The organism is Mycobacterium sp. 1245499.0 (assembly GCF_001673615.1).
GTDB classification, from domain to species: Bacteria; Actinomycetota; Actinomycetes; order Mycobacteriales; family Mycobacteriaceae; genus Mycobacterium; species Mycobacterium europaeum_A.
The window spans coordinates 1-15,253 of sequence record NZ_LZMG01000304.1 but is presented as its reverse complement, the minus strand read 5'-3'; the positions used below and the strand labels follow the sequence as shown (position 1 = coordinate 15,253).

The 15,253-nt window shown below is 63.8% G+C and carries 15 protein-coding genes and 1 pseudogene; 11 read left to right on the top strand and 5 right to left on the bottom strand.

Annotated elements, in window-relative coordinates:
* Positions 1 to 831, bottom strand: an 831-nt coding sequence (locus tag A5646_RS18505; protein ID WP_067023265.1) for an acyl-CoA thioesterase II, incomplete at its 3' end; no start/stop codon positions are given.
* A gap of 131 nt (positions 832 to 962) precedes the next feature.
* On the opposite strand from A5646_RS18505, the gene A5646_RS18500 reads away from it, so the two are divergent.
* The 4 genes from A5646_RS18500 to A5646_RS18485 all read left to right on the top strand — a co-directional run bounded on the left by A5646_RS18500 (position 963) and on the right by A5646_RS18485 (position 3,778).
* Positions 963 to 1,439: an SRPBCC family protein gene (locus A5646_RS18500; protein ID WP_066861518.1), complete on the top strand. Its 477-nt coding sequence runs from the start codon at positions 963 to 965 to the stop codon at positions 1,437 to 1,439.
* A gap of 73 nt (positions 1,440 to 1,512) precedes the next feature.
* Positions 1,513 to 2,331, top strand: coding sequence for an SMP-30/gluconolactonase/LRE family protein (locus tag A5646_RS18495; RefSeq protein ID WP_067023262.1), 819 nt, complete (start codon positions 1,513 to 1,515; stop codon positions 2,329 to 2,331).
* A 15-nt stretch (positions 2,332 to 2,346) separates the two neighbouring features.
* The gene (locus tag A5646_RS18490) at positions 2,347 to 3,180 is read left to right on the top strand and encodes a thioesterase family protein (RefSeq protein WP_067023259.1); all 834 of its coding nucleotides are present in this window, start codon (positions 2,347 to 2,349) and stop codon (positions 3,178 to 3,180) included.
* A 52-nt stretch (positions 3,181 to 3,232) separates the two neighbouring features.
* Positions 3,233 to 3,778 (top strand): TetR/AcrR family transcriptional regulator, encoded by a 546-nt coding sequence (locus tag A5646_RS18485; RefSeq protein WP_065056844.1) that lies wholly within the window; start codon positions 3,233 to 3,235, stop codon positions 3,776 to 3,778.
* A 328-nt stretch (positions 3,779 to 4,106) separates the two neighbouring features.
* Here A5646_RS18485 and A5646_RS29070 read toward each other — a convergent pair whose 3' ends face one another.
* Positions 4,107 to 4,727 (bottom strand): hypothetical protein, encoded by a 621-nt coding sequence (locus A5646_RS29070; protein ID WP_156765642.1) that lies wholly within the window; start codon positions 4,725 to 4,727, stop codon positions 4,107 to 4,109.
* 1,288 nt (positions 4,728 to 6,015) lie between these two features.
* Here A5646_RS29070 and A5646_RS30015 point away from each other — a divergent pair.
* Positions 6,016 to 6,445, top strand: a pseudogene (locus A5646_RS30015) (peptidase M42); the annotation flags it as partial.
* Here A5646_RS30015 and A5646_RS18480 read toward each other — a convergent pair.
* Entirely contained in the window at positions 6,405 to 6,875 is a 471-nt protein-coding gene (locus A5646_RS18480) for a TetR/AcrR family transcriptional regulator (RefSeq protein ID WP_067023275.1), read from the bottom strand. The pseudogene A5646_RS30015 and the gene A5646_RS18480 overlap by 41 nt on opposite strands.
* Positions 6,876 to 7,137: 262 nt before the next feature.
* Between A5646_RS18480 and A5646_RS18475 the strand changes: the two genes are divergently transcribed.
* The 3 genes from A5646_RS18475 (at position 7,138) to A5646_RS18465 (ending at position 9,677) form a co-directional block, all read left to right on the top strand.
* Positions 7,138 to 7,542 (top strand): PaaI family thioesterase, encoded by a 405-nt coding sequence (locus A5646_RS18475; protein ID WP_067023272.1) that lies wholly within the window; start codon positions 7,138 to 7,140, stop codon positions 7,540 to 7,542.
* Positions 7,543 to 7,811: 269 nt separating this feature from the next.
* A complete protein-coding gene (locus A5646_RS18470; protein WP_067023256.1) occupies positions 7,812 to 8,711 on the top strand; it encodes an NmrA family NAD(P)-binding protein in 900 nt (299 codons plus the stop codon).
* 153 nt (positions 8,712 to 8,864) lie between these two features.
* Positions 8,865 to 9,677, top strand: a complete 813-nt coding sequence (locus A5646_RS18465; RefSeq protein ID WP_067023253.1) for an oxidoreductase — start codon at positions 8,865 to 8,867, stop codon at positions 9,675 to 9,677.
* Positions 9,678 to 9,799: 122 nt separating this feature from the next.
* Here A5646_RS18465 and A5646_RS18460 read toward each other — a convergent pair whose 3' ends face one another.
* Both A5646_RS18460 and A5646_RS18455 read right to left on the bottom strand, forming a co-directional pair.
* Positions 9,800 to 10,087: a hypothetical protein gene (locus tag A5646_RS18460; protein WP_156765641.1), complete on the bottom strand. Its 288-nt coding sequence runs from the start codon at positions 10,085 to 10,087 to the stop codon at positions 9,800 to 9,802.
* 411 nt (positions 10,088 to 10,498) lie between these two features.
* On the bottom strand, positions 10,499 to 11,068 hold the full coding sequence (locus tag A5646_RS18455; protein WP_369806962.1) for a TetR/AcrR family transcriptional regulator: 570 nt from the start codon (positions 11,066 to 11,068) through the stop codon (positions 10,499 to 10,501).
* A 457-nt stretch (positions 11,069 to 11,525) separates the two neighbouring features.
* Between A5646_RS18455 and A5646_RS18450 the strand changes: the two genes are divergently transcribed.
* From A5646_RS18450 to A5646_RS18440, 3 genes are all read left to right on the top strand, one after another.
* Complete coding sequence (locus tag A5646_RS18450) at positions 11,526 to 11,972, top strand: MmpS family transport accessory protein (protein ID WP_067023247.1); 447 nt, start codon at positions 11,526 to 11,528, stop codon at positions 11,970 to 11,972.
* Complete coding sequence (locus A5646_RS18445) at positions 11,969 to 14,875, top strand: RND family transporter (RefSeq protein ID WP_067023244.1); 2,907 nt, start codon at positions 11,969 to 11,971, stop codon at positions 14,873 to 14,875. Before A5646_RS18450 ends, A5646_RS18445 begins: the two co-directional genes overlap by 4 nt.
* Positions 14,876 to 15,073: 198 nt before the next feature.
* Positions 15,074 to 15,253 (top strand): FAD-binding protein (locus tag A5646_RS18440; protein WP_156765640.1); only part of this gene is annotated, 180 nt, incomplete at its 3' end.

Here is a 15,253-nt window from a genome sequence, read left to right as displayed (position 1 = left end):
CTCCTGGGCGAAGGAGGCCAGCAGCTCGCCCTCTTCGGAATGCACGATCCCGCGCACGTATGACATGCCCGCGCCGACCTGGGTGCTCTCGTGGGTGTAGAGCAGCCATCCGGTCCAGTCCACGGGTTCGTGGAAGGCGACCGAGATGCTCATCGGCGCGGTCGACACGGTCAGGTGCGCCTGCGCGGTGCCGATGCCCTCGTGCGCCCGCATGGTGGTCGAGATGCCCAGGTGGCCGGTGAAGTACGCCAGCAGCGCCTTGGCCAACTCGTCGCGGGTCGGAATCGGGTCGTAGTGCAGCCACGCGTACAGCTCCGGCGGGCCGACCTCGTCGGGGCTGTTGACGTCGACGACGTCGACGAGGCGCAGCTCGCGACCGACCATCGGCATCGGCGAGTGGTGCGCGTCCGCCGGGCCGGCGACGTCGGGGCGCGGCAGGTGGTGCCGGATGACGTCGTCGGTGGGCACGTCGGCCAGCACCGTGATGCTCAGGCAGCGTCGGCCGTTCTGGTGCACGGCGACCACCGCGGTGGCGGTGGAGCGGCCCTCGGCCACGACGTCAAGAACCAGTTCGATGGGCGGGCCGACGGTGATCGCGCGCGAGAAGACGGCGTGCGCCGAGCGCACCGACTTGTCGGGGAAGCGTTTGGCCACCGCGACGATCGCCTGCGCGAGCACCTGGGTGCCCTCCACCACCTGGCGTTCGTCGCCCGCCGCGATGCCGGTCTCGCCGGTGAACTTGTCCTGCCCGTCTTCCTGGACGTCGAACAGGTCCAGCAGGCCCTGCACGGTCCACTCGGTCTGCGCGGATTCCTCAGACGCCTTCGTCAATCCCGTTCACCTCTCGCGCTCGCAGCTCAGCGCTCAGCGTGACACTTTGAGTAGGATTTGTAAAGCTTGGCTAACAAGACGCCGGTCCGCCGCACCGGTAAGACGGCCGAAAGCCTAGGGAGGCAACCCAATTGGGCATCGTGACCACCACCTCGGAGACCGCGTTCACCCAGTCCGCCGAAACGGTGTACGACTTCGTCACCAATCCGCAGAACTGGACCAAGACCTACCCCGGCAGCGCGCACATCGCCAACTTGCCGCAGCTCCCGCTCAAGGTCGGTGACACCTGGGAGGAGGCCGGCCCCGACGGCGACCGGGTCTTCACCTGGCAGCTGGCCGCCGCGGTGCGCCCGACGCGGTTCGTGTTCACCTCGGTCGGCCGCCTGGGCCATGACCGCGACGGCAACGGCGGCATGGAGGGGCGCATCACGGTCTCCTACCACTTCACCAGGCCGGGGCAGGACGTCACGCTGTTCTCCCGCACCATGACGATCGAGGCGTACAAGCACGCCCCGCTGCCCGATCAGCTCTTCATGCAGGCCAATCCCGCCAAGATCGACGCCTATCACCAGGCCGTGGCCCGCGAGCTCGCCCGATCGGCAGATTGACACCGACACCCGCGGTGCATGACACTTTTTCGGTGTTTTGTAAAGCAGACCGCGACGCGCCTGGCGGGGACCGATGATCCCCGAGCCGCTGGCCAACGGTTTCTGCTTCGGCGAGGGCCCGCGCTGGTTCGAGGGTCTGCTGTGGTTCTCCGACATGCTGGGCGAGGCGGTGCACACCGCGACCATGGGCGGATCACTGACCACGCTGCCGCTGCCCGGGCATTCGCCGTCCGGCCTGGGCTTTCGGCCCGACGGGTCGCTGCTGATCGCCTCGACCGAGGACCGGCAGGTGCTGCGCTATGACGGCGAAACCGTGGTCACCATCGCCGATCTCGCGGACGTGGCGCCGGCCAACCTCGGCGACATGGTCATCGACGACGCGGGCCGCGCCTACATCGGCTGCCAGGCCTTGCACGGCGGCGTCATCATCCGGCTCGACCCCGACGACAACGCGACCGTCGTGGCCGACGACCTCGACTTCCCCAACGGGATGGCGATCACCCCGGACCGCAAGACCCTGATTGTCGCGGAGTCGACCGGCCGGCGGCTCTCCGCGTTCTCCGTCGGCGCCGACGGCGGACTGTCCGACCGACGGGTTTTCGCCGACGGCCTGGACGGGCCGCCCGACGGCATCGCGCTGGACGCCGAGGGTGGGGTGTGGGCGTCGATGACGCTGGCCCACCAGTTCGAGCGGATCGCGGCCGGCGGCGAGGTGACCGACCGGATCGACATGGGCGAGCGGGTCGCCATCGCCTGCGCGCTGGGCGGTCCGCAGCGCCGCACGCTGTTTTTGTTGTCGAGCACGGAGGCCTATCCTCAGCGCCTGGCCGGCACGCGGCTTTCCCGGCTGGACGCGGTCACGGTGACCACCCCCGGCGCCGGCCTGCCCTGACCCGAGAGGTTCACGATGACCGACGCCTACTACGAGCTGATCGACCCGGCCGGCGACGACGACGCCGCATTGGGCGAGAAGTTCCGGGCGACCGATCTGGCGCGCGGCACCTGGTCCGCGGCGATCCAGCACGGCGGTCCGGTATCGGCGCTGCTGGTCCGGGCGCTGGAGCGGTGCGAGCAGCGCGACGACACTCGACTGTCCCGGGTGGTCATCGATCTGCTGGGCGGGGTCCCGGCCGAGGGCGACCTGTGGGTGCGCGCCGACGTGCAGCGCCCCGGCAAGCAGATCGAATTGCTCAGCGCCGAAATGCTGGCTCCCGGCCCCGACGGCGCCCCGCGGCCGGTGGCGCGCGCCAGCGGGTGGCGGTTGCAGCACCAGGACACGGAGCCGATCGCGCACGCCGCGGCGCCACTGCCCCGGCCCCGGGCCGAGGCCTTCAACCGCAACCTCAAGGCGCGCGACTGGGACCGCAACTATGTGCACAGCCTGGAGTGGCTGTGGCTGACCGAGCCGCTGAGCGAAGGCCCCGGCGAATCCTGGATCAACCCGACCGTCGATCTGGTCAACGGCGAGTCCATGACGCAGCTGGAACGGCTGTTCGCGGTGGCCGACTGCGCCAACGGCATCGGCAGCAAGCTCGACATCACCAAATGGACGTTCCTGAACACCGATCTGGCGGTGCATGTGTTTCGTGTTCCCGACGGCGACTGGATCGGCATCCGGGCGGAGACCAGCTACGGGCCGGACGGCATCGGCACGACCATCGGCACGTTGTTCGACGAGCAGGGCGCGGTCGGCGCCATCCAGCAGTCGGTGCTGGTGCGCCGGCGCCCGCCTCGGGCCTAACGTGGGAGCGAATGACCATGACACCTCGGCGACACTTCGAAAAGTCTGAATCATGAGCCAGCCGGCCCGGGCGACGACGATCGCCGACACCGACACCTCGACCCGTCAGCGGATTCTGGCGGCCACCGCCGAGGTGCTCGGCCGTAACGGCAAGACCAAGCTCAGCCTGTCCGACGTCGCCACCCAGGCCGGGGTGTCCCGCCCGACGCTGTATCGCTGGTTCGCCTCCAAAGAGGAGCTGCTGTCGGCGTTTTCGGCCTACGAGCGCCAGATCTTCGAAAGCGGTTTGGTGAAGGCCACCGCGGGCCTGAAGGGCGTGGACAAGCTCGACGCCGTGCTGCGGTTCATCGTCGAATATCAACACTCTTACTCGGGTGTGCGGATGGTCGACGTCGAGCCCGAGCACACCATCGCCCAGTTCTCCTGGGTGATCCCGCAGATGCGCGAGGGCCTGCAGCGCCACCTGCCCGGGCCCAACGCGGCGGTGAAGGCGGCGACGGTCATCCGGATCGCGATCTCGCACTACATCGTGCGCAGCGACGACGCCGAGCAATTTTTGGCACAGCTGCGCCACGCGGTGGGGATCAAGGGCAGCTAGTCGAACAACACCGCCGATAATCGCGTTGATTACTGGCTGCGCCTGCTCACTCAGCTAAATTCGATGGATAACTGGTGTTATGCATCATGTGGCTCACGCCGTACCAATCGAGGAAGATGCGCTACTCGGCGCGGTTGACATCTCAGACCGCACGGTTGCCAGTCTGAAAGATCCGCCACCCAATTGATTCAGGGCGGCCAGCGGCGAGCTTGGCAGACTCCGGCGATTGGGGTTCAGTCAGGTGACGCGGCTCCACGCACGTCAAATACAGGAAGAGAGATGCAGACCCAGACTGCCGTTGACGCTCGAAAGCTGTTGCCGTCAAACGTCACTGCGTGCACCAATATGCCGTCTCATCGGTAGGTTGCTGACCTGGCTGTTGATCACTGGCCTGTAGGTCGACGGGAAGTTGAGCACCTGCACCAAGTGCTGCTACTTGCGCGGCTCGCGGCTGACCTGACCTGCATACCTCAGCCGCGTATAGCGCCCAGAGAGCGCTTATTGCTAGTTCGCGCCCGAGCATGTTGTCGCTGTTGCAGCGTTCGAACGTATCGAAGCCAGTCACCTTCCCATCGGGAAGTCTCAGGTGCGTTCGCACGAGCGCCAGTGACGGGTGTACGGCGCCAGAGAGTTCGCGAAAGATGTCATACAGGAGATATTCGGCACCGCCACCTGCGAAGCGGCGACAGATGGCGTCGATATTCGGCACCCCGGTCTCGTGAGGCGCGTCTCCGACGAGGCTGTCTAATTCTTCGTCGCTCAGTCCGTGCGCCAACTCCGCAAACGAATCGTCCGTATTCCCTATCGCACGAACGCCGGAAATCAAGCCTTCGCGTCGTCTGTAGTCGCTCTGATCGAAGCTGGCCTTCAGCCGCGTCTCGCCAGCTTCGGTTAGCAAAACCCATTGTGCGGTTAACGCGTGCTCAAACGCGACTCGCGCACTGGCCATGGCCACCCATGGGTACGTCGCTCGCGATGCCATAGCAGAGCGGACGTGGTTAATCGCGTTGGCGGACAATGGAAAACAAACTCGAAACTTCTGATCGAGCCGGGCCTCCACCGAGATCGGCCGTTTGCCGTTCGGCTCCGTCCACCAGTCGTCCCAATACCTGAGCGCGGTTGCGGCAAGCGTCAGGCACTCGGATTCAGAGCGGGCTAGTTGGTCGCCGTACTGGCGCTCTCGCGCAGCCAATCTTCTATGAATCTCGGGTCGCCTATCACTCGCCTCATAGCTAGACATCGAACCGCGCTGATGCGACTAGCAAAGAATCCGGTCCCAGATACAGGCAAATTACGCCGATAGATGATCTGACGCCGTAACCTCCGAGGCGGCATAGGCCGCGATAAGCCGCCCGCAGCTTGATGTCAGTCCGCATCTGCGCTGCGGCTATCAGTGTCTGCCGGCAACTCGGTGGATTCGGCCTCAAGCCAAGAAAAAGCGCCCTCCACAGAAGCGTCATCAGTCCCCAAGGTGTCCAGGCTCATCCTTATCAGGGTGCAGCAAGTCAACCCAAGAATTTGCTAACTCAACATTGCCGCCCGCGTTTAGTTCCAGGCTGGGTATTAGGTGACCGCCGTGCGGCACGTTCACACACGGCTCCATCACGTGCGTCTCGACCGACCACCATTCTGAGTGCGCCACACCGCTTGCCATGTAATACACATGTCGGTAGAGGTCCAGCAGACCGCACTCGTCTGCCATGGACGGATCGATTTGCCTCCAGCGAAGGTGTCACGGGTGTCGACATCTCGATAGTCAAAAACGTCACCGTTACGGCTGAGCTTTTCCAGTTCTTCGACTGCGTGATCGAAACCGTCGCTTCTTGCACCGTCCGGCACTTCGTCGAGAACCTGCGTTCGACTCGTTGGAGTGGAATTTGCTTCCACACTTCCGTTTGGTCGGCTTGTTCTGGGCGTATTAAGAGCCGCAGCCGATGCGATCAGCGCGCGTCATGATCGTGCAAAGTTGACCGCCGCGCGAGAAAACGTCGAAGCCACGGAGGCACCTAAGGACGGCACACCATAGAGCTTGCCTCGCCAACGCCAAATTGCCCTCACGAAATTTACCCAAATCGTTTGCCTCCCAGATCTATTCACGAAGTCGCAACGGTCGTTCAGGATCGATTTGCACCTGTCGAGATGCAGCGAAGATTGACAGGACACGCCGGGCTACTTGACAAGACTTCGGCGTGTCGCGAGAGCTTGTTAATCTTCGTTGCAAACGCGCAGGTCAACGCACGACGAACGAGGAGTTCGCCCGCATCGGCGGTTCGTATGCCGGTCGGACACTGCCCGGTGATCTCACGCTCGCACTCGAGGTCGGTCGGCCCGAGGCGGAGTACGGCACCGCTGTCGGCGCTGGGCCGATTGTCGGCTACAGCGACGCACAATGCGTCTACGACAAAGGTGTTGCGGACGAATTGATCAGGGTGGCAATGGAACTGGATTTCTCACCCCCAGGCCGCGGTGGTTGGCGCGTTTGAGTCCGGCGCGTCGCACACAAAGGCGAGCGGCTCATCGCGGCGGCTGGGGCTGCTGTGCCTGCCGACGCTGAGCACGCATGGCTCTGAAGTCATCGGCCGCGGCGCGATCGGAATGAGTGCGTCTTTATTACGTTGCTGGCGCGCTAGCGAGCCGGGCAGATGCCGCGCTCGAAGGTGCGGGTGATCAGTGGCGCGACGGTGTGCCGCGGCAGTGCGCCGGCCATAGCTTGCTCACAGCCTTGCAGGATCAATCCGTAGAGCGCGTGCCGGATCCATATTGGGTCAAGGTCTGGGTCGAACACGCCTTCGTTTTGGCCGCGTGTGATCAAGTTGAGCACCAACTCATATGTCGGGGACTGGGGAGGGCGGAGGTCGCGTAGTACTGCCGGGTCCCCGAAGAGGAAGACCAGTCGTTCGCCGATGGAGACGGCGGCGGTGATGAAGCGCCGCATCGCATCGAGTGCTGGTCCGTCCTCGGTGGCGGCTTCGTCCGCCGCTTCGGTTACTACGCGGATCGCGTCCAGGGTTGCTTCGTAGATCAGCGTTTCGCGGTCGGCGAAGTAGCGGTGCAGCGTGGTGCGGCCCACCCCGGCCACGGCGGCGATCTCGGGCATGGTGGCCGTGCGGTTCGCAGCCAGCGCAGAAGCCGTAGCCGCCAGGATCGCGGCTCTGGTGCGCGCTTGCACACCCGGGAGTTGCTTTGGCGAGGACATGATGTGATCGTAGCCGCCCGGGAATAGAACGTTGATGTTCCGCTATCAAACGGTTATGTTCACTATGTCTACCCAGAAATCGAAGGGTTGACCTAACCGTGACTGATGCTGTCCAAAACCCCGATCTCGGTCGGTTCGAAGCGCAAAGAAAGACGGGATGGACATGTCAACTGCACCGCCATCGGATCCAGGTAAGGGGTTCGACGCCGAACTCGGTCTGGACATTCTTGAGCTCACGCCTGACGGCGGCAGCGCCCGCCTCGATATCACCGACAGGCTGTTGCAGCCGTGGGGCATTGTGCACGGCGGCGTCTACTGCTCGATCATCGAAAGCCTGGCAAGTGCGTCCGGAGCGGTGTGGCTGAACGAGAACGGCGGCGGCACGGTCGTCGGTGTCAACAACAACACCGACTTCCTCCGGGCTGTCAGAGCAGGCACGGTAACCGCGGTGTCGACCCCGATTCACCGGGGCAGGCGCCAGCAGTTGTGGTTGATCACGATCACCGGCGACAACGATCGCGTGGTGGCACGGGGACAGGTGCGGCTGCAGAACCTCCCGCCGGAGTAGCGCAGCCGCACGGGCTGCGGATTCACCCCCGCCGTTGCACCATCCCCACCTATGCAGCCAGAATCGCGGCTCTGGTGCGCGCTTGCACACGCGGGAGTTACTTAGGTCGAGGACATGGTGTGATCGTAGCCGCCCGGGAATAGAACGTTGACGTTCCGATATTAAACGATTATGTTCATTTCAACCGCCAGACCTCGGATGGGTCGACCGAACCATGACTGACACTGGCCAAAACCCCGACCTCGGACGGGCCGAAAGAGGAGCTTCGGATGGTTTCTGACAACCTCGTACTGATTCCCGGTGCCGGCGGTGTGGGCCGCACGATCTTTGAGCAGCTGCGGACGCAGCAGGTGCCTGTGCGGTTCATGGCCCGTCGCGAAGACGCGCGTGCGGCTGAGTTGCGAGCGCTCGGCGCCGAAGTGGTCATCGGTGACCTGACCAAGCCCGAGACGGTGGCGGCCGCGCTGCAGGGGGTGTCCAGGATGTACTTCGGAATGCAGGTATCGCCGGACCATCTGCTGGCCGCGACGGTCGTCGCCTCGGTTGCGAAAGAGTACGGGAAGTTGGAGGCCTTGGTCGACCTGTCGCAGATGACAGTGTCACAGATGACTGCCACCAGCACCGAGGAATCGCACCATCAGCGGCTGCACTGGTTGGCCGAGCAGGTCTTCGACTGGTCGCGGCTGCCGGTGGTGCATATCCGGCCGACTGCGTTCCTGGACAGTCCACTATTCACCACGATGCCGGCGCGATCGATTCAGCAGAGCGGCACGATCGCGCTGCCGTTCGGCTCCGGGCGTACCTCGCCGATTGCCGTCGAGGACGTCGCACGGGTCATTGCCACCGTGCTGAGTGACCCTGCTCCGCACATCGGGCAGGTGTACGAGCTGACTGGTCCGCGCTCAGTCACCATGACTGAACTGGCCGACGAGTTCTCTCGCGCTCTGGGGCGTCCGGTGTCATACGTGGACCTGCCTCGGGAGGCGTGGACCGCCCTCCTCCAGCTCGAGGTGTCGCCGCACGTCGCACAGCATCTCACCACCATGGCCCAGCTTCACCGCGACAATCGTTACGACCGCACCTCCGCTGACGTCGAACGCGTAACCGGCATCGGTCCTCAGTCGATCGAGGAGTTCGTGGCCGCCCGAAAGGACCTCTACCTGGGCTGAGCTCCCGGCGCAGCAGGAACAGCCAGGGCCAGCGTTGGGCCGGGGTATTCGCGGGCGCGGAACTGCTTCGCAGGGTCACTGTCAGGCCTACGCAGACACGGCCTTCTCCCGAACTGACGCACACCACAACTACGAGGTTAGGAAACGATTCACATGACAACGTCACGACCGATCGCGCTCGTCACGGGCGTCAGCTCGGGCCTTGGCAAGGTCGCCGCCCGCGGCCTGGTTGACGCAGGATTTGAGGTAGTAGGCACAAGCCGCAATACTGCCGAACTGGAGGGCAGCCAAGGGTTCACGTTCGTCGATCTCGACGTCACCCGTGACGAGTCCGTCGCTGCAGCGGTTGAGGCGGTGATCGCGCGGTTCGGGCGGATCGACGTGCTGGTCAACAACGCCGGTATGGGACTGGCTGGAGCCAGCGAGGAGAACTCGATCGCCCAGACGCAGAAACTCTTCGACCTCAACGTGTTCGGCGTCATCCGGATGACGAATGCCGTTTTGCCGCACATGCGCAGACAGGGCAGCGGTCGTATCATCAACATCTCGTCGATCTTCGGTTTGATGCCCGCGCCGTACATGGCTGCCTACAGCGCAACCAAGTACGCCGTCGAGGGCTACTCCGAGTCCGTGGACCTCGAGGTGCGAGGGCACAACATCCGGGTGCTTCTGGTCGAGCCGGGTGGCACCAGAACCGGATTCGACGACAACACCGCGAAGCCGGACAACCCCCTGGCCGCCTATGAGCGGCAACGCGAACGCTCCAACCAGGCAGTGGGCGAACAGGTCAACAACGGCGACGATCCCGTCGTCGTGGCGAAAGTCATCGTGGCCGCAGCAACAGACTCCAAGCCGAAGCCGCGCTACCCCGCGGGCTCAGCGCGTCAGCTCAGCATGATGCGTCGCTTTGCTCCCCGCGGAATCTTCGACAAACAGTTGCGCAAGTCCCTCGCCATCCAGGGGTGACGGGCCGATCTGGCGTCGGGCAACCGAGCCGTCCACAGTACAGGTGGCCCGGGACAAGCTCGGACAGCGTTTGCTTTGCGCATATCCCGGAATGTGCGGTGCTGCATCGACGATGGTCGCCGTCATGTGTTGACGAATTGCAGGGTTTCTGTCGTGATAGCGGTTAGCGCTGCATCGCGATCAAACTCGCTGTCTTCGGTCACACCGGGAGGAAGCGTGTGCATGAAGCTGAAATGGCCAGCTTTCGGCACAACGCGCATGACGACGGGATCGGGCGCAGTTCTCAGCACCGCGACCTCGTCGACGGGAGTAACGGTGTCCAATTCCGCGGCGTAGACGAGCATCTTGGCGCGCACATCACTCAGCGCGCGTGGAGTTGCGAACCAGCCGGCTGCTGGCGCGAACAGCACTAACTGGCTGATGCGCGGCCCTGATGACCTTCAGCCGTTGACCGTCCCTTCCCACGGGTTTTCCGCCGGCCAGACATATCGCAGCCCAACCACCAATGGAGTGTCCGATCGCGACGACAGACTCATCGGCCAGCGGCCGCTCACGGAGTGCTTCGACCAGCCCGTTTGGACGCGCAAGCAACTCGTCCAGGCTTGCTCCGGGTCCAGAAAGCCGCTCGAAGTATGGAGCCACGACCTCGCACCCACTAGCCGCCAGATGTTCCAGCAGCGGTAGGTGACGTTGAGGTCTCCACCAGCGCCCGCTGCGAAGAGGACGGTCTTCGTCGGCTGAGTTGGACACAGCCTAAAGACGTTCACCGCGTCACGTTAAGTGGCGACTTGCCCACGTAACCAACCTCATGAAATAGCACACTAGGGAGTCGGGCAGATGCCGCGCTCGAAGGTGCGGGTGATCAGTGGCGCGACGGTGTGCCGCGGCCGTGCGCCGGCCATAGCTTGCCCACAGCCTTGCAGGATCAATCCGTAGAGCGCGTGCCGAATCCAGGTCGGGTTGAGGTCCGGGTCGAACACGCCTTCGTCCTGTCCTCGTGCGATGAGGTTGATCACCAACTCTTCGTTCGGGAATTGGGCCGGTGAGATATCACGGAGCACCGCCGGGTCACCGAAGAGCAAGACCAGTCGTTCACCGATGGAGACGGCGGCGGTGATGAAGCGCCGCATCGCATCGACTGCAGGTCCATCGTCGGTGGCGGCTTCGTCCACCGCTTCCATGAGCACGCGGATCGAGTCCAGTGTCGCCTCGTAGATCAGCGTTTCGCGGTCGGCGAAGTAGCGGTGCAGCGTGGTGCGGCCCACCCCGGCCACGGTAGCGATCTCGGGCATGGTGGCCGTTCGGTTGGCGGCCAGCGCAGAAGCCGTAGCCGCCAGGATCGCGGCTCTGGTGCGCGCTTGCACACCCGAGAGTTGCTTTGGCGAGGACACGATGTGAATCGTAGCCGCCCGGGAATAGAACGTTGACGTTCTTCTTTTAAACGGTTATGTTCCTTTGCAGGACCTCGACCAGGCTAGTACTAGCCCCGGTTGAGCCGGATGACGGCATCCTCCTCGACACGGAGGACTGGAAAAGGTGGTCGGGCAAATGATGCTCCGAGCAGTCAGGACGGTCGCCGACCACATCCTGGGCTTCCTGAACAGCCGACCCCTCCAACCACCAGAACGTGAGTTGACCGAACCATGACCGATGTTGTGCAGAACCCGATCTCGGACGATTCGGAGCGCGCACGGAAAGGCAGGACCCCATGGCTGTGATGACTTCTGCGGACGCCGGAGGGGCAGCGGATGGCCTGTATGGCGGTGTCGAAAAAGTCGGCGCGTCCGCCTATGCACGAGGCCGATAGGTCGGCGAGTGGACGCGCACATCGAAAGACTTTCCGTGCCGATGCCGACATCGCCGATACGAAGGGCAGCCGCCCGCCATTGGGCGGTGCTCGTGGCGATGATCGTGGTGGTCTTGGTCGTCAGCGGTGTCTACCGTTTGCATGGCATCTTCGGATCGCAGGACCAAACATCCAGGCCCTCAGCTGATTCGCCCGAGAACACCGGATTCAACCCCAAACGGGTCCACCTCCAGGTCCTCGGAGACCCCGGCGCGCGGGCAACCATCAACTTCCTCGACGAGGACGCTCAACCCCAGCGCGTCGACAACGCACCCCTGCCGTGGTCGCACGACTTGGTCACCGACGATCCAACACTGTTCGCCGACCTGCGCGCTCAGGGAGATTCCAGCAGCATCACCTGCCGCATAACCGTCAATGGCATCGTCAAGGATGAAAGGTCTTCCAACGACGTGAACGGATACATCGCCTGTCTGGACAAGACGGCGTGAGCCAGCACGGAGCAGACGGATCCGACCGCTCTCGGGCAGCGCGTGTCCTGCGCACACTCGCCCTACCGGTCATTCTGATCTGGATCGCGGTCGCCGGCGTGACGAACGTGCTGGTGCCCCAACTCGAGATCGTCGGTACTGAACGTTCGGTGGCCTTGAACGCCCCTGATTCTCCGTCGGTCATGGCCATGAAGCACATCGGGAAGAAGTTCGGCGAGTTCGACTCCGACAGTGCCGCCGTCATCGTGCTCGAAGGCGATCAGCCGCTGGGCCAGGACGCGCACATCTACTACGACGGCCTGGTCGCGAAGTTGCGAGCCGATACCAAACACGTCCAGCACGTTCAAGACTTCTGGGGCGATTCGATCACCGCGGGCGGCGCCCAGAGCAAGGACGGCAAGGCAGCGCTCGTTCAGGTCTACCTCCAAGGCAACCAAGGCGAGTCGCGATCCAATCATTCCGTCGACGGCATCCGCCAGGTCGTGGCCGACACGCCGCACCCACCAGGGGTCAAGGCGTACGTCACCGGCGCCGCCCCGCTGATCACCGATAACTTCGAGATCGGCAACGAAGGCACCCACCTCATCACTGCCGTCACGTTTCTCGTCATCGCGGTGATGCTGCTCATCGTCTACCGCTCCTTGGTCACCATGCTGATCGTTCTCCTCGTGGTCGCGGTCGAACTCGCCGCAACGCGGGGGGTGGTCGCGCTGCTGGGCAACGCGGGCCTGTTCGACCTATCCACCTACGCGGTGAACCTTCTGACGGGCATGGCCATCGCCGCGGGCACCGACTACGCCATCTTCCTTGTTGGGCGTTACCAAGAAGCCCGGGGCAAGGGCCTAGATCGCGAGGCCGCGTACCACGACATGTTCCGTGGCACCGTCCATGTCATCGTCGGCTCTGGACTCACCATTATCGGAGCTGTGGCGTGCCTGCACTTCACCCGGCTCCCGTATTTCAGCAGCATCGGCATCCCTACGGCGCTGGGCCTTGTCGTGACGTTGTCCGCGGCGCTGACCCTCGGGCCGGCGGTGGTGACGAGTGCTGCCAGGTTCGGGTTCCTCGATCCCAAACGTGTGCGTCGCACCACGGGCTGGCGCCGCGTCGGCACGACGATCGTGCGGTGGCCGGGGCCCGTGCTCGTCGTCTCGTTGGCGGTGTCCGCGGTGGGCCTACTCGCGCTGCCGGGAGCGCAGATCAGCTTCGACGGACGGCCCTACATGCCCGATGACGCCCTGGCCAACATCGGATATACCGCCGCGGAACGCCACTTCTCGGAGGCCCGGCTCAACCCCGAGTTGCTGATGATCGAATCTGATCACGACATGCGCAATCCAGCGGACATGCTGATTCTGGACCGCGTTGCCAAGGCGGTGTTGCACACCCCCGGGGTCGCACTGGTGCAGTCGGTCACGCGACCCCTCGGTACGCCGATCAAGCACAGTTCAGTTCCCTTTCAGATCAGCGCCCAGAGCGCGGGCCAGGTCATGAACCTGAGCTACCAGGGGGACAGGGCCCGCGACCTGCTGACCCAGATCGATTTGACCGGTAAGGGGATCGATATTTTGCAACGTCAGCTCTCCTTGCAGCAGCAAGCCACCGATGCCACCGACGAGCAGGTGCGGGGATTCCACGACACCGTCGACACCATCAACGAGATCCGAGACAACCTCGCCAACTTCGACGACTTCTTCCGGCCGCTCCGCAGTTACTTCTACTGGGAGCGACACTGCTTCGACATCCCGTTGTGTGCGGCCCTGCGAGCGGTATTCGACGCACTCGACGGAATCGACAAACTCAGTGAACAATTCGGCAAGATCACCGCGAGCCTCGACAAACTCAACGCGCTGCAACCGCAGGTGCTGTCGCTGATCCCACCCCAGGTCGACATCCAGCAGACCAATCGCGCGTTGCTGCAGTCGAACTACGCCACCGTCAGCGGAACATTGAAACAGGCCCGCGAAGCGGTGGAGAACGCCACCGCGCTCGGCAAGGCCTTCGATAATGCCAGAAACGACGATTCGTTCTACCTGCCGCCGGAGGCGTTCGACAACGCCGATTTCAAGCGCGGCCTCGAGCTGTTCATGTCCCCGGACGGCAAGGCCGCCCGCATGACGATCACCCATGAGGGCAAACCCGCTAGCCCCGAGGGCATCTCGCACATCAACGCCATCCGGAACTCTGCCTTCGATGCGATCAAGGCGACCCCTCTGGCGGACGCCAAGATCTATATCGCCGGGACGGCGGCGACGTACAAGGACATCCAAGAGGCATCGCTGTACGACCTGATGATAGTCACGTTGGCGGCGATCGCGCTGATCCTGCTGGTGATGATCCTCATCACCCGCAGCTTCGTAGCCGCCATCGTGATCGTGGGCACCGTCATCCTGTCACTAGGAGCTGCGCTCGGGCTATCGATACTGTTGTGGCAGTACATCTTCGGAGTCACGCTATTCTGGCTCGTCCCCGCCCTCGCGATCATCATCCTGCTCGCGGTCGGGGCCGACTACAACCTGCTGCTGATCTCACGATTCAAGGAGGAAGTCGGTGCCGGACTGAATACCGGCATCATCCGCGCGATGGCCGGCACCGGCGGAGTGGTCACCGCCGCAGGACTGGTGTTCGCCTTCACCCTCGGCTCGTTCATCGTCAGCGACCTGGTCGTGATTCAGCAGATTGGCACCACGATCTGCCTCGGCCTCATCTTTGACACATTGATCGTGCGATCGCTATTAACACCGGCGATCGCGGCGCTACTGGGCCGCTGGTTCTGGTGGCCGCTAAACGTGCGCACCAGGCCGGCCAGTCAGATGCTGCAGCCGTTCGGCTCGCGGATCTCCGTCCGCAAACTGTTGGCACCAGATCCCAGACCCTCGCCGGTCGGGACCGATGAAGCATGACCGATCGGGGCCGATCGCGCATCGAAGACGGCGCGGCACAGAATGAAAGTCCACTCGCCGGTGACGCCGCGCACGATCGTCACATCGCACCGGGCTGAAGGACAAAACAACTCACGACCGTGGCCGCCACGCATTCGATGACGCGATTGAACATAAGCACAGACCATCAACGCTCGAAACAATTCGGAGGATTAGGTCATGAACACCACATGGGACTGCGTCGTCGTCGGCGGCGGAGCCGCGGGCTTGAGCGCGGGTCTGGTACTGGGTCGGGCGCGGCGGCGAACGCTGCTGGTCGACGCCGGCCAACAGAGCAACCTGCCCGCCCACGCCATCGGCGGGTTATTGGGTCACGACGGCCGACCGCCGGGCACGCTG